The sequence below is a fragment of the Pseudolysinimonas sp. genome, assembly GCF_049651805.1.
Lineage (GTDB): Bacteria > Actinomycetota > Actinomycetes > Actinomycetales > Microbacteriaceae > Pseudolysinimonas_A.
This window is the reverse complement of sequence record NZ_JBASCU010000021.1, coordinates 51,471-70,940: the sequence shown is the minus strand read 5'-3', so window position 1 is coordinate 70,940 and position 19,470 is coordinate 51,471. Positions and strand designations below refer to the sequence as shown.

23 protein-coding genes are annotated in these 19,470 nt (G+C 67.7%); 9 read left to right on the top strand and 14 right to left on the bottom strand.

Annotated features, from left to right (window positions below; translation table 11 throughout):
- A complete protein-coding gene (gene paaE / locus WBL06_RS05075; RefSeq protein WP_424454885.1) occupies positions 1 to 1,125 on the top strand; it encodes a 1,2-phenylacetyl-CoA epoxidase subunit PaaE in 1,125 nt (374 codons plus the stop codon).
- A 28-nt stretch (positions 1,126 to 1,153) separates the two neighbouring features.
- Positions 1,154 to 1,927: an enoyl-CoA hydratase/isomerase family protein gene (locus WBL06_RS05070; RefSeq protein ID WP_424454884.1), complete on the top strand. Its 774-nt coding sequence runs from the start codon at positions 1,154 to 1,156 to the stop codon at positions 1,925 to 1,927.
- A 13-nt stretch (positions 1,928 to 1,940) separates the two neighbouring features.
- Here the strand turns inward: WBL06_RS05070 and WBL06_RS05065 are convergent, their stop codons facing one another.
- Genes WBL06_RS05065 through WBL06_RS05055 form a run of 3 tightly spaced genes read right to left on the bottom strand, consistent with a single transcriptional unit; the run spans position 1,941 to position 3,057 of the window.
- A complete protein-coding gene (locus tag WBL06_RS05065) occupies positions 1,941 to 2,369 on the bottom strand; it encodes a TA system VapC family ribonuclease toxin (RefSeq protein WP_424454883.1) in 429 nt (142 codons plus the stop codon).
- On the bottom strand, positions 2,366 to 2,593 hold the full coding sequence (locus tag WBL06_RS05060) for a hypothetical protein (protein WP_424454882.1): 228 nt from the start codon (positions 2,591 to 2,593) through the stop codon (positions 2,366 to 2,368). The genes WBL06_RS05065 and WBL06_RS05060 overlap by 4 nt, the downstream gene beginning before the upstream one ends.
- Positions 2,594 to 2,610: 17 nt before the next feature.
- Positions 2,611 to 3,057, bottom strand: a complete 447-nt coding sequence (locus WBL06_RS05055; protein ID WP_424454881.1) for an Lrp/AsnC family transcriptional regulator — start codon at positions 3,055 to 3,057, stop codon at positions 2,611 to 2,613.
- Between the two features lie 153 nt (positions 3,058 to 3,210).
- Between WBL06_RS05055 and pdhA the strand changes: the two genes are divergently transcribed.
- The 3 genes from pdhA to WBL06_RS05040 are packed head-to-tail and all read left to right on the top strand — an operon-like array spanning position 3,211 to position 6,555.
- On the top strand, positions 3,211 to 4,302 hold the full coding sequence (gene pdhA / locus WBL06_RS05050; RefSeq protein WP_424454880.1) for a pyruvate dehydrogenase (acetyl-transferring) E1 component subunit alpha: 1,092 nt from the start codon (positions 3,211 to 3,213) through the stop codon (positions 4,300 to 4,302).
- A complete protein-coding gene (locus WBL06_RS05045; RefSeq protein WP_424454879.1) occupies positions 4,299 to 5,312 on the top strand; it encodes an alpha-ketoacid dehydrogenase subunit beta in 1,014 nt (337 codons plus the stop codon). Before pdhA ends, WBL06_RS05045 begins: the two co-directional genes overlap by 4 nt.
- A gap of 16 nt (positions 5,313 to 5,328) precedes the next feature.
- Positions 5,329 to 6,555, top strand: a complete 1,227-nt coding sequence (locus WBL06_RS05040) for a dihydrolipoamide acetyltransferase family protein (protein WP_424454878.1) — start codon at positions 5,329 to 5,331, stop codon at positions 6,553 to 6,555.
- Positions 6,556 to 6,562: 7 nt separating this feature from the next.
- Here the strand turns inward: WBL06_RS05040 and WBL06_RS05035 are convergent, their stop codons facing one another.
- The 10 genes from WBL06_RS05035 to WBL06_RS04990 form a co-directional block, all read right to left on the bottom strand.
- Positions 6,563 to 8,380 carry a hypothetical protein gene (locus WBL06_RS05035; RefSeq protein ID WP_424454877.1) on the bottom strand — a complete coding sequence of 606 codons (1,818 nt, stop codon included), beginning with the start codon at positions 8,378 to 8,380 and terminating at the stop codon, positions 6,563 to 6,565.
- Positions 8,381 to 8,433: 53 nt separating this feature from the next.
- Positions 8,434 to 9,297 (bottom strand): M23 family metallopeptidase, encoded by an 864-nt coding sequence (locus WBL06_RS05030; RefSeq protein ID WP_424454876.1) that lies wholly within the window; start codon positions 9,295 to 9,297, stop codon positions 8,434 to 8,436.
- 259 nt (positions 9,298 to 9,556) lie between these two features.
- Positions 9,557 to 10,039, bottom strand: coding sequence for a signal peptidase II (locus WBL06_RS05025; RefSeq protein WP_424454875.1), 483 nt, complete (start codon positions 10,037 to 10,039; stop codon positions 9,557 to 9,559).
- Positions 10,040 to 10,196: 157 nt separating this feature from the next.
- On the bottom strand, positions 10,197 to 10,868 hold the full coding sequence (locus WBL06_RS05020) for a copper resistance CopC family protein (RefSeq protein WP_424454874.1): 672 nt from the start codon (positions 10,866 to 10,868) through the stop codon (positions 10,197 to 10,199).
- Between the two features lie 137 nt (positions 10,869 to 11,005).
- Complete coding sequence (locus tag WBL06_RS05015; protein WP_424454873.1) at positions 11,006 to 11,977, bottom strand: cytochrome c oxidase assembly protein; 972 nt, start codon at positions 11,975 to 11,977, stop codon at positions 11,006 to 11,008.
- 123 nt (positions 11,978 to 12,100) lie between these two features.
- Positions 12,101 to 12,241 (bottom strand): hypothetical protein, encoded by a 141-nt coding sequence (locus WBL06_RS05010; RefSeq protein WP_424454872.1) that lies wholly within the window; start codon positions 12,239 to 12,241, stop codon positions 12,101 to 12,103.
- Between the two features lie 141 nt (positions 12,242 to 12,382).
- A complete protein-coding gene (locus WBL06_RS05005) occupies positions 12,383 to 13,051 on the bottom strand; it encodes a DsbA family protein (RefSeq protein WP_424454871.1) in 669 nt (222 codons plus the stop codon).
- 126 nt (positions 13,052 to 13,177) lie between these two features.
- Complete coding sequence (locus tag WBL06_RS05000; protein WP_424454870.1) at positions 13,178 to 13,627, bottom strand: hypothetical protein; 450 nt, start codon at positions 13,625 to 13,627, stop codon at positions 13,178 to 13,180.
- A gap of 10 nt (positions 13,628 to 13,637) precedes the next feature.
- Entirely contained in the window at positions 13,638 to 14,081 is a 444-nt protein-coding gene (locus WBL06_RS04995; protein ID WP_424454869.1) for an ArsR/SmtB family transcription factor, read from the bottom strand.
- Positions 14,082 to 14,108: 27 nt separating this feature from the next.
- The gene (locus WBL06_RS04990) at positions 14,109 to 15,005 is read right to left on the bottom strand and encodes a cation diffusion facilitator family transporter (RefSeq protein ID WP_424454953.1); all 897 of its coding nucleotides are present in this window, start codon (positions 15,003 to 15,005) and stop codon (positions 14,109 to 14,111) included.
- 133 nt (positions 15,006 to 15,138) lie between these two features.
- On the opposite strand from WBL06_RS04990, the gene WBL06_RS04985 reads away from it, so the two are divergent.
- Positions 15,139 to 15,747, top strand: coding sequence for a vitamin K epoxide reductase family protein (locus tag WBL06_RS04985; RefSeq protein WP_424454868.1), 609 nt, complete (start codon positions 15,139 to 15,141; stop codon positions 15,745 to 15,747).
- 213 nt (positions 15,748 to 15,960) lie between these two features.
- On the opposite strand, the gene WBL06_RS04980 is transcribed toward WBL06_RS04985, so the two are convergent.
- Positions 15,961 to 16,257 carry a zf-TFIIB domain-containing protein gene (locus tag WBL06_RS04980; protein WP_424454867.1) on the bottom strand — a complete coding sequence of 99 codons (297 nt, stop codon included), beginning with the start codon at positions 16,255 to 16,257 and terminating at the stop codon, positions 15,961 to 15,963.
- A gap of 186 nt (positions 16,258 to 16,443) precedes the next feature.
- Between WBL06_RS04980 and WBL06_RS04975 the strand changes: the two genes are divergently transcribed.
- From WBL06_RS04975 to WBL06_RS04965, 3 genes are all read left to right on the top strand, one after another.
- A complete protein-coding gene (locus tag WBL06_RS04975) occupies positions 16,444 to 17,115 on the top strand; it encodes a metal-dependent transcriptional regulator (protein ID WP_424454866.1) in 672 nt (223 codons plus the stop codon).
- 61 nt (positions 17,116 to 17,176) lie between these two features.
- Positions 17,177 to 18,217, top strand: coding sequence for a multicopper oxidase domain-containing protein (locus WBL06_RS04970; RefSeq protein ID WP_424454865.1), 1,041 nt, complete (start codon positions 17,177 to 17,179; stop codon positions 18,215 to 18,217).
- A gap of 68 nt (positions 18,218 to 18,285) precedes the next feature.
- A complete protein-coding gene (locus WBL06_RS04965; RefSeq protein WP_424454864.1) occupies positions 18,286 to 19,449 on the top strand; it encodes a ZIP family metal transporter in 1,164 nt (387 codons plus the stop codon).
- Positions 19,450 to 19,470: the final 21 nt, after the last annotated feature.

The window sequence follows — 19,470 nt, the reverse complement described above, 5'->3', positions numbered from 1 at the left end:
ATGGCAGCCCTGAACATCGGCACGCGGCGGCGCGCCCGCTTCCACTCCCTCGCCGTGCGCGAGGTGCGTCGACTCACCGCCGACAGCATCGAGGTCACCTTCGCGGTGCCCGAGGACCTCGCCGACGACTATGACTACGCGCCCGGCCAGTACGTCGCCCTGCGGTCGGGTCTCGCCAGCCCCGATGGCGCCGAGCTACGTCGCAGTTACTCGATCTGCCAACCGCCCGTGCGCGGTGAGCTGCGCGTCGCGATCAAGCGAGATGTCGGCGGCGTCTTCTCGTCGTGGGCGAACGAGCACCTCGAGCCCGGGATGCAGATCGACGTGATGAGCCCGCAGGGCACCTTCACCACCGACCTCACCGCTGCGGAGCATAAGCACTTCGCCGCGATCGCCGCGGGCTCGGGCATCACGCCGCTGATGGCGCTCATCCGCACGATCCTCGGCGCGACCGAGCACGCGCGCTTCAGCCTCGTGTACACGAACCGCACGTCGCTCGACGTGATGTTCCTCGAAGAGCTCGCCGACCTCAAAGACCGCTACCGCGAGCGCCTCGCCCTGCACCACGTGCTGTCGCGCGAGGAGCGCACCTCGGAGCTGCTCTCGGGCCGCATCGACGAGGCCAAGATCGACGGCATCCTCGAATACCTGGTGCCCCCGGCGGATGTCGACGAATGGTTCCTCTGCGGACCCTTCGATCTCGTCGAGCTGTGCCGCAGCAAGCTCGGCGACGCGGGGGTCGACCGATCTGCCGTGCACTTCGAGTTGTTCACCACCGATCGCCCCGAGTACGGCTCCGCCGGAGCGGTGGGTCGTCCGGTCGACCGCGAGGCCGGCATCCACGCGTCGACGGTGAAGTTCACCCTCGACGGCCGCACCTCGACCGTCGTGCTGCCGGAGCGACAGGCGGAGAGCATCCTCAATGCCGCCCTGCGGGTGCGCACCGACGTGCCGTTCGCCTGCGCCGGCGGCGTGTGCGGAACGTGCCGCGCGAAGCTTGTCGACGGCACCGTGCGCATGACCGAGAACTTCGCGCTCGAACCCGACGAGCTGGATGCCGGCTACGTGCTGACCTGCCAGTCCCACCCGACGAGCGACGCCGTCGCCGTCGACTACGACTTCTGACCGACCGAGCTGCCGCAGAGGAGCGACGATGCCGAACCTGACGATCGACGACGGGGTGGCCGTCGTCACCCTCGACCGGCCCGACAAGCTCAACGCCCTCGACGAGTCAGCCCTTGACGAACTCGACGCCGCCTATGACGAGGCCGCCGCGGCGGGCGTGCGGGCCCTCGTGCTCCGCGGCGAGGGCCGGGCGTTCTGTGCCGGCCGCGACATCGCCGGGGTCGACCCGCGCGACGACGACGTGCTCGGCTTCCTCGGCGGTCGCGTCGAGCCGCTGCTCAAGAAGATGAGCGCGTTCCCCGCGCCGACCTTCGCTGCCGCGCACGGCGCGTGCCTCGGCGTCGGCCTCGGGCTGCTCATCGCCACCGACGTCGTCTACGTCGCCGACACCGCCAAGATCGGATCGCCGTTCGCGAACCTCGGCGCGACCCTCGACTCCGGGGGTCACGCGCTCTTCGTCGAACGGCTCGGCGCGCACCGCACGCTCGACCTCATCTACACCGCCCGGCTCATGTCGGGCGAGGAGGCCGTGCAGTCCGGGCTGTTCAGCCGGGTCTTCCCCGCAGCCGACGTCGGGGAGGCGACGATGACCGCCGCGCGTACCGCGGCATCCGGGGCGACCCTCGCGTTCCTCGCGAGCAAGAAGCTGGTCGCGGCGCTGCGCGACGAGCGGCTCGGGCTCTGGCAGAGCATGAGCGACGAGAACCGCGCCCAGGCCGATCTGTGCGATACCGACGATTACCGGGAGGGCTTCGCGGCCTTCCAGCAGAAGCGTCCGCCGGTGTTCACCGGGCGCGAGTAGCCTTCGGGGTCGTTCACGGAATCAGGAACAAGGCAGCGTCACCGTCGGCCACGGCCGAAGTGACCAGGCGGGCGTCGAAAGTCGCGAGCTGTGCGCCGTTCGACGACGCGAGGTGCAGCAGGTAAGTGTCAGTGATTTGTCCGCTCGACAACAACCGCTCGGCATTCACCGCGCTGTCGAGCAGGCTGACCGCGTCGGGTAGGAACACGTGGCCCGGATGGGCGACGAGACTCTCTACGCTGGCCATGACCACCGGAGTGGGCTGCGAAGTCGGGTACTTCGCGTGGCCGACGATGCGCAGAACACCGTTCTGCACCGTCGGGCTGGTGTGCCAGGAGTCTGCACCGCGCGCGGCGAACCATCGATGTGCGCGCTCGTGATGCACGTGAAGAGGATCGATCAGCGCGATCACGACGTTGACGTCGAGCAGATGTCGAGTCACGGCAACTCGTCGCGCAGTGCGTTCACATCTTCGAGAGTTGCGGAACGTGCACCCGGGCGCGTCGGCAGCAAAACGATACCGTTTCGCGTGCCACCGGGCGCTCGCTCGCTGAGGGCGCTCCGCGCGAGTTGTGACAACGCCTCGCCGAGTGTGAGGCCGCGTACATCGGCGTACTGGCGCGCGGCCGCCAGGACGTCGTCATCGATATTGGCGGTGGTGCGCATGCATCAAGCATCACACATCACGCATCGGCTCGCACGGGGTCGAAGTCCTCGAAGATGAGGGCCGTCTTCGTCGTGCGCACCTCGGGGATCGCCTGCAGCCGCTCCAGCACGACGCGCCGCAGCTCGCTGTTGTCGTGGGCGCGCACGAGCAGGATGACGTCGTAGTCGCCGCCGACGAGCGCGATGTGCTCGACCTCGGGAATCTCGAGCAGGCGCGTTCGCACGAGCTGCCACGACGACTGTTCGATCGACAGCGTCACGTAGGCCGACGAGTGCCACCCGGCCTTCACCGGGTCGACCCGAGCGCCGAAGCCGGAGATGACGCCGGCGTCGACCAGCCGGTTGACGCGCGCGTAGGCGTTCGCCCGCGAGATGTGCACTGCTTCGGCGAGCGCGCTCATGGAGGTGCGGCCGTCGCGTTGCAGTTCCGCGAGGATGCGTCGATCGGTCTCGTCGAGATCCATGCCGCCTCCTCAGACACCGCTGCCGTGTAGACGAATCGTAACCGATCACGGCTCTGCACGGCATCCTGTCTCGACCGACGGGAATTCGTTGCACCAAGTGTCGCAACTGGCCGATCCTGGTAAGACGGAACGCCACCCAATGAAGGGCCGCCGATGACCCGCGACGATGTCGAGCTGTTGCCGCGCGAAGAGCCGGTGCAGCTGATCGATGCCGCCGGCGCCAAGGTGACTGACGCGAGATACCGGCCCCCAACGGTCGACCGCCTGCGCGAGGGTTATCGCGGGCTCGTGATCGGTCGCCGCATCAACGACCAGTGCAACGCCCTCGTGCGCCAGGGTCGCCTCGCCGTCTACCCGTCGTCGCACGGGCAGGAGGCTTGTCAGGTCGCCGCGGCGATGGTGCTCGGTGACGGCGACTGGATGTTCCCCACCTACCGCGACTCGGTCGCCCTCATCACCCGCGGGGTGCCGGCGGCGGATGCCATGGTGCTGCTCAAGGGCGACTGGCACTCCGGCTACGACCCGACCCAGTACAAGGTCGCCCCGCAGGCGACGCCGCTCGCGACCCAGTTGCTGCACGCCGTCGGGTTCGCGCACGCCGCCAAGCTCCGCGGCGAAGACACCGTCGTGATCGCGATGTGCGGCGACGGCGCCTCGAGTGAAGGCGACTTCCACGAGGCCCTCAACTTCGCCGCCGTGTTCCACCTGCCCGTCGTGTTCTTCGTGCAGAACAACGCCTGGGCGATCTCGGTTCCGCTCTCCCGCCAGTCCGCCGCCCCGTCGCTCGCCCACAAGGCGATCGGCTACGGGATGCCGGGCGAACAGGTGGACGGCAACGACCTCGCCGCACTCCTCGCGGTTCTCGGTGAGGCGGTCGGCCGGGCTCGGACTGGTGGCGGTCCGAGCCTGGTCGAGGCCCACACCTATCGGATGCAGGCGCACACCAACGCCGACGACGACACCCGCTATCGCGACAGCGCCGAGGTCACCGACTGGCTCGACCGCGACCCGCTGCTTCGGCTGCGCGCCCACCTCGTCGGCCGCAAGGCGCTCACCGCGTCTGCCGAGGAGCAGTTCGCCGGCGAAGCCGAGGTCGTCGCCACCGCCCTGCGCGACGCCCTCAACACCGAGAAGACCCCCGACCCCGAAGACCTGTTCCGCCACGTCTACGCGACCCGAACGTCGCAGCTCGAGGAGCAGTGGCAGTCGCTCTCCGCCGAACTCGCGAGGGAGGCATCCGAATGACGCTGCTCGAGGCCGCACCCACCCCCACCGGCACCACCCAGACCCTGTCGATGGCGGCGGCGTTCAACCGCGCGCTCGCCGACGCGATGGCGGCCGACGAGCGCGTGCTGATGTTCGGCGAAGACGTCGGCGCGTTGGGTGGAGTGTTCCGCATCACCGACGGGCTCACCGCCCGGTTCGGCGAGACTCGCTGCTTCGACACCCCGCTCGCGGAGTCGGGCATCGTCGGCATGGCCGTCGGCATGGCGATGAACGGCATGATTCCGGTCGTCGAGATGCAGTTCGACGCGTTCGCCTACCCCGCCTTCGAGCAGGTGGTGAGTCACGTCGCCAAGATGGGCAACCGCACGCAAGGCGCCGTGCGGCTGCCGATCGTCATCCGCATCCCCTACGGCGGCGGCATCGGCGGGGTCGAGCACCACTGCGACTCGTCGGAGGCGTACTACGTGCACACTCCCGGCCTCACGGTGGTCGCCCCCGCGACGCCGCAAGACGCCTACTCGCTGCTGCGGGCCGCAATCGAGTTCCCCGACCCGGTCGTCGTGCTCGAGCCGAAGAAGCTGTACTGGTCGAAGGGCGAGGTCGACACCAGCCTGACGGCCGAGATCGGTCAGGCCCGCGTCGTGCGCGAAGGCACGGATGGGACCCTCATCGCGTACGGCACGTCGGTGCAGGTCGCCCTCGACGCCGCGACGGCCGCCGAGGAGGAGGGTCGCAGCCTGCAGGTCGTGGATGTGCGCACCCTCACCCCGTTCGACGACGCGACCGTGATGGCCGCCGTGAAGTCGACGGGACGTGCCGTCGTCATCGCCGAGGCCTCGGGCTTCGCGAGCGTCGCCGCCGAGATCGCCGCCCGCGTCGGAGAGCGCTGCTTCGAGTACCTCGAAGCCCCCGTGCGCCGGGTCACCGGATTCGACGTTCCATTCGCGCCGCCGAAGCTCGAGAAGTTCTACCTCCCCGACGTCGACCGCGTACTCGACGCCGTCGACTCGCTCCACTGGGTTGACTGATGGAGCGTGACGACTGATGGGGAACCAGGTCTTCCGGCTACCCGACCTCGGCGAAGGGCTCACCGAGGCCGCGCTCATCCGCTGGCTCGTCGCGCCCGGCGACACCGTGCGGGTCGACCAGCCGATCGCCGAGGTCGAGACCGCAAAGAGCGTCGTCGAGCTGCCCTCCCCGTATGCCGGCACCGTTGCGGCGTTGCACGGCGCAGAGGGCGACACCCTCGCCGTCGGCGCCCCGCTGCTGGAAGTGACGGATGAGAGGGGCGGCTCGGGCAACGTGCTCATCGGCTACGGCACGAGTGGACACTCCGGTGGGACCCGGCGACGCAAGTCGGTGCGCGCAGCTGTCGCGGCATCCGCTGTCGCCTCCCCTCCCACCCGCACCGGGCCGGTCGCCGTGCGGTCGCCCATCGTGCGTCGCCTCGCGCAGGCCGAAGGGCTCGACCTGCGCAGCATCCCGGCCACCGGAGCCGACGGCGCCGTGACCCGTGGCGACGTGCTGCGCGCCCTCTCGGTGCGGCAGCCCGCCGCGTCGGGCGAACTCATCGCCGGCCTCGCGGTCGCCAAGCGGGAGCCGCTCGGCATGCTGCGCAAAGCGGTGAGCGCGAAGCTCAGCCGCAGCCGCGCCGAGATCCCCGAGGCGACGGTGTGGGTGGATGTCGACGCCACCGACCTCTGGACCCTGCGCGCCGCGATGGCCGTCGACGGTAAGAGCCCGTCGTTCACCGCGATCCTCGCGAAGTACGTGCTCATCGCCCTCGCCGCCTACCCCGCGCTCGGCGGCCGGCTGAGCGACGACGGCGCCGAGCTGATCGAGTTCGCCGGCGTGAACCTCGGCGTCGCCACCGACACCCCGCGCGGTCTCATGGTGCCGGTCGTGCGCAACGCCCACGAGATGAGCATCGCGGACCTCGACGCCGAGCTACGCCGGGTCGCCGAGTCGGCGCGCTCCGGCTCCGCGACCCCGGAGCAGCTCGCCGGGTCGACCTTCACCCTCAACAACTACGGCTCCCTCGGGGTCGACGGCTCCGCCGCGATCATCAACCACCCCGAGGTCGCCATCCTCGGGGTCGGGCGCATGCTCGAGCGCCCGTGGGTGGTCAGCGGCGAGATCGTGCCGCGCCGGATCGTGCAGCTGTCGCTCGTGTTCGATCACCGCGTCTGCGACGGCGGCTATGCGGCCGGCTTCCTGCGCACGATCGTCGATGCGATCGAGCATCCGGCGCAGCTCTACAGCCGACTCTGACGAAGAGTCAGTCGTCGGTGAGCACTCGACCGACGAGGTCGCGCACGGTGACGCCCTCGTGCTCGGCACGCGCGATGGCCGCCCCCGCAACCGCCAGCAGGGTGCCTTCCAACACCGACTTGCCGCGATGGCGACCGATCAAGGCGCCCAGCTGATCGAACGCGGCGCCGTTGCGTGCCGCCTTGAGGATGTCGCGCGCCGCGCGGACTTCCGCCGCATCCCACTCGGGCACCTGCGCCCGCACGACCACCCGAGCGACGGCGGGGTCGCGATGCCATTCGTCGAGGGTCCCCAGTCCCACGCCGATCACCTGGGCCACCGACGGCAGGTTCCCGACCGGGTCGGGCTGCACGCCGTCCATGACGGCACGTGCCAGCTCGACGCCGTTCTCGGCGAGCGCCTCGGTCACCAATCGATGCACGGTCAGAGCCATCGCGCGATGCTGCCCGACCGGTGTGAACCGATCGAGGTTGCGGCGTTCCGTCGCTCGCGCGAGCGCCGCGTTGACGACATCCAGGTCCTCGACGACGAGGTTGTCAAGGTCGATTCCCTCCTCGGCCAGCAGTGGGGCCAATTCGCTCATCACTTCGGCGGCCATGCCCGGGGTGTGAACGATGCCGAGCCTGGCCATCGTCGCTCTCACCTCGGGGTCGTCGAACGGGGAGGAGTCATCGTCGTCCCCAGGATCGAAGGCCTCCTGGTCGTCGTCGACCAGTCCCGCAATGAACGTCATCGCAAGAACCACACCTCGCGCGAAGGCACCGCGCAACAGGTCGGGAACACGGTATCGCCCGGCATCATCGACGATCACGAGGCCTGCCCCGGCCAGATGCTCGAGGGTGCGCTCAGCACGCGGCCGCAGTAGCTCATCGAGCGCGGTGTGCCCCCCGGCGAGGTCTACCGCTTCGTCGGGGTCGAGCGCTGCGACGGCGTGGGCCAGGGTGAGACGCAAGATCGTGGTGTTCCAGTCATCCGGATCGCTCTGAAGCGCGCCGGTGAGCTCCTGCGCGACGAAGACCGCCACGACCGCGGTGGCGTCGTCGAGCTGCGGCATCGCTTCGTCGAGCCAGTCGGATGCCGCCGACCCCCGCCGCACGCGCGTGCGGGTGATCTCGATGAGATCGGCCACCCTCAACGCTTCCCACCATGCCGCCAGGGTCGGAAGCTCCCACATCGACTGCACGTGCGCTTCGCCCTCCACCACCACCGCGCCGTCGCGGAACTCGCCCCAATGCGGTGACTTCGCGACGCCACGCGCCGCGATACCCAGAAGTGCGGCGACCGGCGCGATATCGGCCCGACGCAGCGCTCCCGATGCGGTGATAGCTCGGCCTGACCCGATCCATTCCAGCATGTCCCGAACGCGCGCGACGATCGGAACCTCGGCGAGCGCGTGACGGCGCTGGTCGGGATCAAGCCGGCCCGCGTCTTCCAGGGCGGCGGCAACGACGTCGGGAAGCACGTCGTCGGAGGAGGAGAGCGCCGCTTCGAGCAACTCGTGTGCATCGACCCATCCGCCCTCGGGTGACGTGTCCAGGCGGAAATGCAGGTAGTCGTGTAAAACGTCGAACAGGCCGCCTTCATGGCCGCCTTCGATGAGCAGATCGAGGATGTTCTCGGTCTCATCCGGATCGTGGAGGTCGAGCCCCGACCTCGCGGTCACCGCGAGCAGGGCTTCAAGCCCGGCGCGCGCGGCCGCAGGATCGGTGAACGTCTCCGGGGAGTCGCCCATCCAGTGGGCGAACCCGCGGATGACGGCCTGCGCTCCCACGTGCGGTCGGGAACGGGCAGGGTTGCCCAGTGTTCTCTTCTTGCGCTTCGACACGCTTTCCAGTCTGCCAGGACGACCCCCACGTTCGTGTCGGGCCCAGCGTGAGGCTAGCCTGCGTAGCGTTTGAGGAAGGTGAAAGGGTCGACGAATGAGCCGTCGATCTTGATCGTGAAGTGCAGGTGCGCGCCGCTGACCTGTCCGGTGGCGCCGGTGAGTCCGATGAAGTCGCCGACTTTGACTTGGTCGCCGAGCACCAGGGCGGAGGAGTCGCTGGCCATGTGCGCGTATCCGGCCTGGAATACCTGACCGTCGGGGGTGGTGCTTTCGATGACGATGAAGTTGCCCCAGGTGCCGCCGCCGGTGCTGCGCTCGACGACGACACCGTCAGCGACGGAGAAGATCGCCGCTCCGTAGCCGGTGCCGAAGTCGAGCCCGGAATGATCGGTCGAGCATCCGCGGCAGGGAGCGGCTCGTGCACCGAATCCGCTCGAGATGGGTACGGCGTACGGGAACGGCCAGCGGATCGGGCCGGTGCCGATGGTGTAGTCGAAGCTGCGGTTGCCGTAGCGCAGGCGGAGCATTTCAGCCCACGACGTCACGGTCCAGGCGTCGCGCTGTGCGAACGACACGAGGGTGGGGTCAACCTCGACGGTCTGTGCCTCCAGCTCGAGCGACTCGGCGAGGGCGGTCTCGTCAGGACGGGTGTTGAACGCGTTGGCCGGCACGGTCATGCCGAAAGCGAGAGTGCCGGCGAAGAGCATCGCGCCGAAGGAGAGCAGACGTTTGCCGAGCGTCTTGTTGACCGCGGCGACCCGAACGGCGTCCCGTCTGGGGGTGCTCTTGTCCCGGCGACGCGGCTTCGCACGAGCTGTCGGCGACGCCGATTCCCGACGCGACGCCGTAGGCGCAGCGACCTCGGCGGAACGCTCACGCCCCCGCAGCTCCCGTTCCCGCAGCTCACGCCTCGTCAACGGTGGCGAGACGACCTCACGGGAAGCCGAGAACGGTGGATCCGCGGTCATACGGGCAGAACTCCTCGGGGGGCGACCGACCACGAAACGCAACCGGACTACTCGGGCTGGCGGCGCATACTTGCCGCCTCGATCCACCCAGGGTAACAAATCGGCAACGATGGAAGTAATCCGGGCGGGCAGATTCACAGACTCACGCGCCGGTGGCGGGGTCAGTTCCTTCCGCACCCTTGGCATCGCTCGACGACTGACGCGATCGCTATGCCGCCGTCGTCTCTCTCGAGTGCAGCAGCGGGCCCGTGACAACCCACGCCAGGATGCCGACCACCGTGAGGATGTCGCCGACGTTGAACACGGCGAACCAGTCGACTGCAATGAAGTCGACGACCGCGCCGGTGAAGGGCGCGCCATCAGCGCGGCTGAGACGGTCGTACATGTTCCCCGACCCTCCCGCGGCGACCGCGACGAGCAGAAGGATGTGGGGTCGTGCTGTGCCGCGCACCAGGTTCCAGCAGATCCAGAAGCCAAGCACGATGAGGATCACGAGGATGAATACCGCGGCTACCGGGCCCTGGTCGGCACCGAGGCCGAAGGCGACTCCGGGGTTGAAGGCGAGTCGCAAGCTGACGGTCGGCAGAAGCGGGATCGTCGCGCCGTCCACCAATGCTGTAAGCGCCCATGACTTGCTGAGCTGGTCCGCGGCGAGCCCTGCGACGAAGACGAGGACCGCAGCGGCAGCCAATATCACCCGGGTCGCACCCCGGCTCGCGGTTCTAGGTGGGCGTTCGCCGGTCGTGGGCGGTTCGAAATCACCATTCATCCGTCGCTGCTCCGATGACGGGGCCTCGTGGTGGAAGGGCCGACCGGGCCGTTGCCCCGGATGGCCGCCGTCGTCCGCGTCATTCGGGCTGCCGCTCATCGAGCGACCGCTGATCGAAGGGTTGGTGTCGGCGGCGACTGCGGGCACCGATCACGGCCACAACGATGGCGCACAGGACGAGGAAGGCGACCAGTCCGCCGCCGACGATCCAGATGCCCGTGAACGTAAGGTCCTCGCCACCCTGCTCCGAACTCTCCCTTCCAGCCGCGTCGTCCGCACCATCGCCGGGAGGGATGCTGTCGCCGGGTCGACACGGCGCGGTGGCAGCACCCTCGGTCGGGATCTCGTCGGTGGGCTTCTGGTACACGAAGTCGAAGGAGTCGGAAGTGGGATGGCCGTCCGCAGAGATGACCTGCCAGATGACCCGATAGGTGCCCGACTCTCCCATGACGGTCGCTGTCGAAGCGGTCGACCCCTGCCGTTGCACGCAGCCCCGGTTGTAGAAGAGCTCATCCGGTCCGATCACCTGGATGGCGAACGCCCCATTGGAGTCGCCGATGTCGAGCAGTTCGTCACTGAAGCCCAACGACACGGTCTCCGGCGGTGCGATAACGGTGCTGCCCGCCGCCGGAGAGCTGGACACGAGGCCCTCGTGTGCTGCCGCCGGGGCCGGAACCGCGAGGACCAGGCCGATGACCAGGGCGACGCCCACGATGGTGCGGCGACGGGGACGAGCGGATGGGACATTCATTGGATCTCCAAATCTTCTGATTACTCTCTCTCATCGTGAGCGATCTCGACCGGACTGCGGGCGGGACGGTCGGCCCGGTCGGCGCGGAAGATCGCGGGGCAGAGGGTGGATATCCTCTTTGACGGGGCGCGGCCTTATCACGGCGTGCCCGATGGGGGCCGTTGCTGATCGCGTTGTCGCAGTTGCGTTAGGTACTCGTTGTAGGCGTCCAGGTCGGGATCGCCCTCCCGGGCGGCCCGCCGGTCGGCGGCGGCGGCTTTCGAAGTGTCGTCGCGGAACCAGCGGTGCAGGATGTAGAGCAGCATGAGCACAGTGGGACCCTCGCCGTAGGACCAGGCAAGCCCGCCGGCAACGCCCTGATCGGCGAGGGGGTCGATACCGAGCGAGAGCGGCGGGCTCGCAAAAGAGTCCAGGATGAGCGAGGGGCTGACCATGATGAACACCCCGAAGAATGCGTGCAGGGCGACCTCGGCCGCGAGGTCGATGATCCGCGCCGGGTAGGACATTCGGATCGGAAGGGGGTCACTACTGAGGATAGGGATGGTGAACAGCACGCCCGCGGCGAGGAAGCCGAGTTCCAAACCGAGATGGCCCAGCGGGAGCGCGAGGATCGGGTCCGCCAGGCCGGCCAGGTAGAGCCCGTAGAAGAAGAACAGGAACAGCGGGACGGCGAAGGCCGGATGCAGCAGCCATCTGCCCACCCGGCTGCGAAGCCCCCAGAGGGCCAGCCGCAACGCCACGCGTCCCCAGCCCAGGTGCGGCGTCGCGCGCAGCAACAGGGTTCCCGGGGAGCCGAGCACCAACAGCGGAGGGATCAGCATCATCAGGGTCAGCTGCTGGAACATGAACACCGAGAACATCACGTACCCGTAGCCTTCGACCCCGAGGCCGGTGACCAGGACCATCACCACGCACCCGAGCAGGAAGATGACCGCCCGGCCTATCGACCAGCGCCGGCCGGTCGACCAGAGCCGGACGGCGCCCAGCAAATACAGTCCAGCCAGCACCACCCCGATCACGGGGATGACGGGGAGCGGCTGGAGATTCAGCGCGAGGAATTCCCCGATGTCCGGTGGAGCATCGGGAATGATCGCCCAGTCCTCATTCACGACGGGGAGACTTTCTTCATCCGGCGTTCTCCTTCTGCCAGACGGCATCCTTGGTCGGCGCAGACGTCCAGACGCGCGCCGAAGGGCGCCCGGGGCTGCTCTGGTGGGGCGATCACGTTCAGATCACCGTTGTGAAGGAGCCGATGAGACGGTGAAGTTCACGACGAGCAACTCACCGCGATACTGCGCCGCGCTGATCGTCTCCTCGGTGTCGGTCTGCCCCGTGAAGCCGATCGGCTCGCCTCCGTCGTCGACCGCGAACACCCGGTGGGCGATAGCAGTACAGAAGCTGCCACGACAACCCCTGCCGCTCCGCCCGCCAGACCGCTCCGCGTCATGGTCGACGCCCACGACGATCACTCGCTTCATCCAGAGCGTCTCCAGCGGCGATGTCTCGCGGCGGTGTCACCGGCCCAGCTCCGCTTCGATCGCCGCGCGCAGGTCCTCGAAGGAGGTCAGCTGCACCATTCGGTCGTTGACGAAGAAGGTCGGGGTGGAACCCACGCCCAGTGCGACCCCCTCGTCGAAGTCGGACTCCACCCGTTCCAGGGTCGCCGGGTCCGCAACGGCGGCGTCAAATTCGGCAAGGTCCAGCCCGAGCTCGTCGGCGAACTGCCGGAAGAGCGGTGCCCGTGATTCCTGCGCCTCGCCCCACTCGGATTGCGTCTCGAACATCCGGGTGTACATCGCCTCCAGCTGCCCCTGTTGCGCGGCGGCCTCGACGGCGATCGCGGCGTTCTTTGAGTTGCCGTGCCCGGGCAGCGGGAAGTAGCGGAAGGCGAAGGTCACCCGGCCGGAGAACTCCTCGCGAAGGTCCTCCACCACCGGGTAGAAGGCGCCGCACGCCTCGCATTCGAAATCAAGGAACTCCACCACCGTGACCGCGCCGTCGCCGGCGTCATCCAGGATGTGAGTGTCGTCCCGGATCGCGGCGGCAGGCGCGGCCCCCGGGGTAGAGCCCGTTTCGGGATCGCGGGATTGTGGTGCTTGCAGGATCGCGGCGACAAGGAAGCCGACCACGATAAGGACGATCGCGCCACTGAAAGCGATGGCGACTTTGACATTGGTGTTCATGCGGGCTCTCTCCAAGCTCATTCGGACATCAGGTCGAGCGCACCCGAGCGTGATCGGGGCGCGGGGGACAGCGGCACGAGCACGACGGCGGCACAGCGCCGCGAGCCTTTGTGTGCCGGGGCCGGCCTAAGTGCGACTGATGGAGAGAGCGATCAGGCCGGGAGGCGCGCCGACTCCGAGCGCGGTGGGCGCAGCGGCGATGACGATGGCGCGCAGGGGCGGAGCCGCAATGCCGAGACGTCGAAATAGGTCCGCCCGCCAGGCACCGACCACCAGCAGAGCAAGGCCCGACACCCCGCAGATGATCAGCGCCGTGCAACCGCCAGCCTGGCCCATCGCGGTCTGCTCGGCGAGTGCGATCTCGGGTGCGTCGGCGTCGGGTTCGGCGACCGGTTGATGCGCGGTGCCGAATTCCGTGAGAACCGGGTGGCCGCTTTCACCCTGGGAGGTTTGCACGTGGTGCACGCCCAGCACCACCAGCATCACCAGCACGAGCGTCACGCCGATGGTGACCAGTCGAATCAGCACAGCAGGCCGCGGAACGGTCGCGACGCGCAACATGAGGGTCGGGGTCACCGGACTCAACCTAATGGGCCGAGTGCGGGCCGTCGTGTCCCGAACGCTCGTCGAGGCCGGGCTCGTTCGCCGGATGCAGCAGCACCGTGTGTCCCACGTGCTCCAGGCCCAGCTCGAGCAGGATCCGCACATGCGAGTCGGCCAGCGCGTAATACGCGTTCCGGCCGTCACGCGTGACATCGACGACCCGGTGGGCGCGCAGCAGACGCAGAGCGTGCGAGACGGCCGACTCACTCAGGTCGACCACGGCGGCGATGTCCCGCACCGCCATCCGCCCGGCCAACAGGGCGATCAGGATGCGAACGCGGCCAGGGTCGCCGAGAAGGCTGAACACGTCGGCCAGATCGGTGATGTCGGCGATGCCCGGCATGCTCGCGCGGACCTCCTCGACCTGTTCCGGATGAACACCCCGCAACGCTGCGCTGTCTCGCCCCCCCGAGCCGATCTTGTCCATGATCCTCACGCTACTCGTTCTACCTGATCAAACCAGGTTGGTGGGCTCGTCGAAGGCTGCCGGCTCGCACTGGATCGTCACATGCTCGATGTGGTACCGGTCCCGCAGCACGATCCGCACCTCCTCAAGGACGCTCCGATAGTCACGATCGGCGACGACGACGTGACCGCTCGCGGATTCCATCCCGGAGGTGATCGTCCACACGTGAAGATCGTGAACCTCGACCACGCCGTCGACGGCGAGCACCGCGGCGCGCAGCTCCTCCATGTCGATGCCGGGTGGGGCGACCTCGAGCAGAATCCGCAACGCCTGCCGGGTCAGCTTCCAGGTACGCGGCAGGATGAACAATCCGATGCCCACGCCGATGATCGGATCGGCGTAGGCCCACCCGGTCGTCAGCAACACGATCGCCGCCACGATCACCCCGACCGACCCCAATAGGTCGGCGAGAACCTCGAGGTAGGCGCCCTTCACGTTCAGACTCTCCTTGGACCCCGCCATCAGCAATCGGAAGCTGACGAGGTTGATGACCAGCCCGATGCTCGACACCACCAGCAACGGCACGCCGGGGATCTGCGGTGGCTCACTGAACCGCTGCACCGCCTCAAAGAGGACATAGCCGGCCACGGCGAACAGCAGGATTCCGTTAGCCAGCGCCGCCAACACTTCGAGGCGATACAGCCCGTAGGTGCGCTGTGACGTGGCGGGCCGGCTCGCCAGGGTGATCGCCGCTAGCGCCATCCCGAGCCCGAGAACATCGGTGCCCATATGCGCGGCGTCGGAAATCAGCGCGAGCGAGTTGACGGCGAAGCCGACGATGAACTCGACCAGCATGTAACTGCCGGTCAACGCGAATGCGATGATCAGCGGGCGGCGATGCTTCCCGCCCGCGCTGGAGGGTGAGTGAGTGTGACCGGCACCCATCAGCAGTTCCCGGCATCTGTTTGATTGCACATATGAACAGTATTGCAGATGCACCTCTGACCGGCGAACGACGCCTCCTCGGCAATCGATTCCGTAGGCTCGGGGGTAGCGGTACTCGAGAGCTGGAGGGCGAATGAATACCACCAAGGATGGCTTCCCGGCACGCCGGTCGATGTCATCGCTCGCGATCGTCCTGCTCGTCACGGGTGTGATCGGCTGGGTAGCGTCCGTGATCTTGCTCGTCGAGCGTCTGCGCAACCTTCAGAACCCCGGCGAGGCTCTCAGCTGCGACCTCAGCCCATTCGTTTCGTGCGGCGCTCTCTTCGAGCGCTGGCAGGCATCCGTGCTCGGGTTTCCCAACCCGATCCTCGGTGTCGCCGGCTTCGTGGCCCCGATCGCCGTCGCCGCGGGCCTGCTCGCGGGTGCCAGGTTCGGCGCCTGGTACTGGAGGCTGTTGACCCTCGGCGTGTTCGGCGCATGGATCTTCGTGACGTGGCTGTACACGCAGAGCGTCTACGCCATTGGCGTACTGTGCCCCTACTGCATGCTCGTCTGGGCCGTCACCATCCCCATGTGGTGGTACCTGCTGGCCTGGGGGCTGAAACACGGCACCCTGTTCGGCAACCGCACCCGCCGCCTCGGGGAACAGCTGTTCCCGTTCGCGTGGGTCGCCGTGCTCGCCAACTACGCCGTGATCCTCCTCACGATCCTTGTGCAGTTCCCCTTCCTCTTCGCTGTCTAGTCCATGGCCCACCGGCACCCGAAGGGCGACTTCGAACGAGACGAGAACCTCGTCCTGGTGCCGATGGAGTCCCCTCCGGCCGACGCGGCATGATCCCCGTGCAACCCGCGCGCTAGCCAGCCCCAGCGATCTTGGGTTCGACTCCGACTCCGACCTCGGCCAGAGCCGCTGGCCATCCGTCGGGACGGCTCCCGGCGCGTTCCGTAGGACTCGTCAGTCGAAGAGCTCGCCCAACCAGCCACCCCGGCGTTTACGCCCGGATTGGTCATGGTTGCCGCGGTATTCGCCGCGATCTCCCGAATCGGAATGGTGCCCGCCTCGCTCGCGGTATTGCCCGGATGCTTCAGCGCGCGGGGCGACGTCGGGGATCGAAGTGCTGATGGAGCGGTCAATGATCTTGTCTAGTTCGCCTCGATCAAGCCACACTCCGCGGCATTGCGGGCAAAAGTCGATCTCGATCCCGGACCGTTCGGACATCACCAGGGTCGCGTCGTCGATCGGGCATTTCATGGGAGCTCCTCGGGTACGGTGATGCGGAACGCTACCCGCTGTTACTGAAAGTTCGCCCAGCCATCCCGCTGATGCGGTGTCGGCTGAGGCTGCGGGCGTTGGGATGCACATTCGGGCGCCTCACCCTGTCGAGGAGGTGGGATGCGGCGAACCCGCCGGGTGCGTCGAGGTCGTTACCCTTGTCGGATGTCCACGTCTGATCTGTCCTCCAGCGCGCAGGACTATCTGAAGGCGATCTGGAACTTGCAGGAGTGGTCCGATTCCCCGGTGACCGCTTCGGTGATCAGCGAACGGGTGGGCCTCAAGCTGTCCTCGGTGTCAGACGCCGTGCGGAGACTCACGGAGCAAGGTCTGCTCGAACACGCGCCCTATGGGCGGGTCGAGTTGACGGCTGCGGGCCGCGCTCACGCGGTCGCGATGGTGCGAAGGCATCGCCTGATCGAGACCTTCCTGGTACAGACGCTCGCCTATAGCTGGCACGAGGTCCACGACGAAGCCGAGCGCCTGGAACACGCGGTGTCGGATCTGATGGTCGATCGGATCGACGAGCTCCTCGGTCACCCGACACGGGATCCGCACGGTGATCCGATCCCATCGCCCGACGGCACGACACATCGCCCCGAAGCGATTCCGCTGGTCGCAGTGGTGCCGGGAGCATCGGTTCGGGTGGCGCGGATCTCCGACTCGGATCCCGAACTGTTGAAGTATTTCGCCGCGGAGGGTGTGGTGATGGATGCCGAACTCGACATCATCCCGGGCGACCCCTACTCCGGCGCGATCGTTGTCCGGGTCGCGGGTCGCCCGAATTCGATCACGCTGGGTGCCGCAGCGGCATCCGCGGTGTGGGTGTCGCGCTAGCGTGCGCAATCGAATGGTGTTCGGCATGACGTAGTTCTATATTCGTCATGAAGGAGTTGCCATGGCCGTCGAGCACAATCCCCCGTTCGTGACCAGCCGTCGAGGGCTGCTGCTCGGTGCCGTGGCGGCGGTGCCGGCGCTTTCGCTCTTCGGCAGCCCGGCGTGGGCCGGTGACGCGCCGGCGATGGATCAGGGCGCCATGGGAATGGACCGCGCAGATCACCCCGGGTTCCCTACCGGCTCCGTTCCCCCCGATCGGGCGGGGATCGATCCGACCGCGATTCTGCGGGACTTCGACAAGGGCCAGGTGAGCACGCTGCCCGACGGCCGGATCCTGCGTGAGTGGGAGATCACCGCGCTCGACCGCGACTTCGAGATCGCGCCGGGCGTGATCTTTCCCGGCTGGACCTACAACGGCAGGATACCCGGGCCCACACTGTGGGCGCAGGAGGGCGACGCGCTGCGCATCCACTTCACGAATGCCAGCTCACACCCGCACACGATGCACTTCCACGGCGTCCACACCGCGGAGATGGATGGCACGCCCGGCGTCGGACCGGGGAACATCGCGCCGGGGTCGACGTTCACCTACGAGTTCGACGCCACCCCGTTCGGCACCCATCTCTACCACTGCCACACCTCCCCGCTAGCTGTCCACATCGCCAAAGGGTTGTACGGCGGTTTCATCATCGAACCGAAGGCCGGGCGCGAGCCGGCCGATGACGAGATGGTGATGGTGATGAACGGCTACAACACCGACGGTGGCGACAACAACGAGTTCTACTCGGTCAACGGGCTGCCGTTCCACTTCATGGACAACCCCGTCAAGGTCAAGAAGGGCGCGCTGGTGCGCATCCACCTGATCAACGTGCTGGAGTACGACCCGATCAACTCGTTCCACCTCCACGCCAACTTCTTCCACTACTACCCGACCGGCACGATGCTCACGCCGAGCGAGTTCACTGACACGGTTTCGCAGGTGCAGGGCCAGCGCGGCATGCTCGAACTGCGGTTTCCCTACGTCGGCCGGTACATGTTCCATGCCCACAAGACCGAGTTCGCCGAACTCGGCTGGATCGGGTTCTTCGAGGTGACCGAATGACCGGCCCGATCACGGCCGAGCCGAAAGATGTGGGTCCCGATCGGTCCGATGGGCCTCCGCCTCGCCGGGTGCCCCGTTGGCTGCTCGGGATCGGTCCGCTCGTGCTCATCGCGACGCTCATCGGGCTGTTCACCCTCCTTAACGCACCCGGTGTCACCGGTGACGGGAACCGCATCCCCCAAGAGGAGATCGTGGTCGAGACCATCCAGCTTCACCCCGGGCAGATCGTGCTCACCGTCCGCAATGAGGGCGCCGACCCGGTATCGATCGCACAGGTCAACGTGTCGGACTACTACGCGCAGTTCACCCAGACCCGCGAGGAACTCGCCCGGCTGGAGTCCGACATCATCACGATCAGCTACGACTGGGTCGAGGGTGACCCGTACGAGATCACGCTGGTGACGTCGACCGGCGGAACGATCGGCGCCGAGATCGTCGCCGCCGCCGCAACCCCCGAGCGGGGTGCATCCTTTTTCGGCTTGATGACGTTGCTCGGCGTCTACGTCGGCGTCATCCCGATCGGAATCGGCCTGCTCTGGATGCCGTTCGTGCGGCGGTCCTCGAAAGCCTGGGTTCGCGCCTTGATGGCCTTCACCATCGGCCTGCTCGCCTTCCTCACGATCGATGCCACCCTCGAGGGACTCGAACTGGTCGCGGGCACCACCGCCTTCGGGGGTGGCCTCATCGTCTTCCTCGGCGCGCTGGCCGCCTACCTGACCCTCGAAGGCGTGGAGGGCATCATCCTCCGACGCCGCGTGGGGAGCATGCGCGACGCGGCTCTGCCCGCCCGAACAGTGGCGTTCCTCATCGCGACCGGCATCGGCCTGCACAACTTCGGCGAAGGCTTGGCGATCGGCTCCGCCTACGCCGTCGGTTCCCTCGCGCTCGGCGCGTTCCTGGTGATCGGATTCGCCATCCACAACACCACCGAGGGGTTGGCCATCGTCACCCCGCTCGCGGCCGAACGGCCCCGGCTGCGTCTCCTCGTACTGCTGGGACTCATCGCCGGCGCGCCCGCGATCGTGGGCGCGATCCTGGGTGGCACAGCCCTCCAACCCAACCTCGTGGCTCTCCTGTTCGGTGTGGGCGCCGGCGCCGTCGGCCAGGTCGCCGTCAAACTCCTGCCCCGGCTGACGGACGAGGCGGGGCGCATGCTCACTCCGCTCACCGCAGGAGGAATCGTCGTCGGGCTCGGGTTCATGTTCGCCACCGGGTTGCTCGTCGCCGCGTGAGGCGCTGGGCCACAGAGCCTC

Bases quoted from the DNA above. Each gene is read 5' to 3' on its own strand.
- paaE (WP_424454885.1), top strand. From the start codon at position 1: ATGGCAGCCCTGAACATCGGCACGCGGCGGCGCGCCCGCTTCCACTCC.
- WBL06_RS05070 (WP_424454884.1), top strand. From the start codon at position 1,154: ATGCCGAACCTGACGATCGACGACGGGGTGGCCGTCGTCACCCTCGAC.
- WBL06_RS05060 (WP_424454882.1), bottom strand. From the start codon at position 2,593: ATGCGCACCACCGCCAATATCGATGACGACGTCCTGGCGGCCGCGCGC.
- WBL06_RS05055 (WP_424454881.1), bottom strand. From the start codon at position 3,057: ATGGATCTCGACGAGACCGATCGACGCATCCTCGCGGAACTGCAACGC.
- pdhA (WP_424454880.1), top strand. From the start codon at position 3,211: ATGACCCGCGACGATGTCGAGCTGTTGCCGCGCGAAGAGCCGGTGCAG.
- WBL06_RS05045 (WP_424454879.1), top strand. From the start codon at position 4,299: ATGACGCTGCTCGAGGCCGCACCCACCCCCACCGGCACCACCCAGACC.
- WBL06_RS05040 (WP_424454878.1), top strand. From the start codon at position 5,329: ATGGGGAACCAGGTCTTCCGGCTACCCGACCTCGGCGAAGGGCTCACC.
- WBL06_RS05020 (WP_424454874.1), bottom strand. From the start codon at position 10,868: ATGAATGTCCCATCCGCTCGTCCCCGTCGCCGCACCATCGTGGGCGTC.
- WBL06_RS05005 (WP_424454871.1), bottom strand. From the start codon at position 13,051: ATGAACACCAATGTCAAAGTCGCCATCGCTTTCAGTGGCGCGATCGTC.
- WBL06_RS04995 (WP_424454869.1), bottom strand. From the start codon at position 14,081: ATGGACAAGATCGGCTCGGGGGGGCGAGACAGCGCAGCGTTGCGGGGT.
- WBL06_RS04990 (WP_424454953.1), bottom strand. From the start codon at position 15,005: ATGGGTGCCGGTCACACTCACTCACCCTCCAGCGCGGGCGGGAAGCAT.
- WBL06_RS04985 (WP_424454868.1), top strand. From the start codon at position 15,139: ATGAATACCACCAAGGATGGCTTCCCGGCACGCCGGTCGATGTCATCG.
- WBL06_RS04980 (WP_424454867.1), bottom strand. From the start codon at position 16,257: ATGAAATGCCCGATCGACGACGCGACCCTGGTGATGTCCGAACGGTCC.
- WBL06_RS04975 (WP_424454866.1), top strand. From the start codon at position 16,444: ATGTCCACGTCTGATCTGTCCTCCAGCGCGCAGGACTATCTGAAGGCG.
- WBL06_RS04970 (WP_424454865.1), top strand. From the start codon at position 17,177: ATGGCCGTCGAGCACAATCCCCCGTTCGTGACCAGCCGTCGAGGGCTG.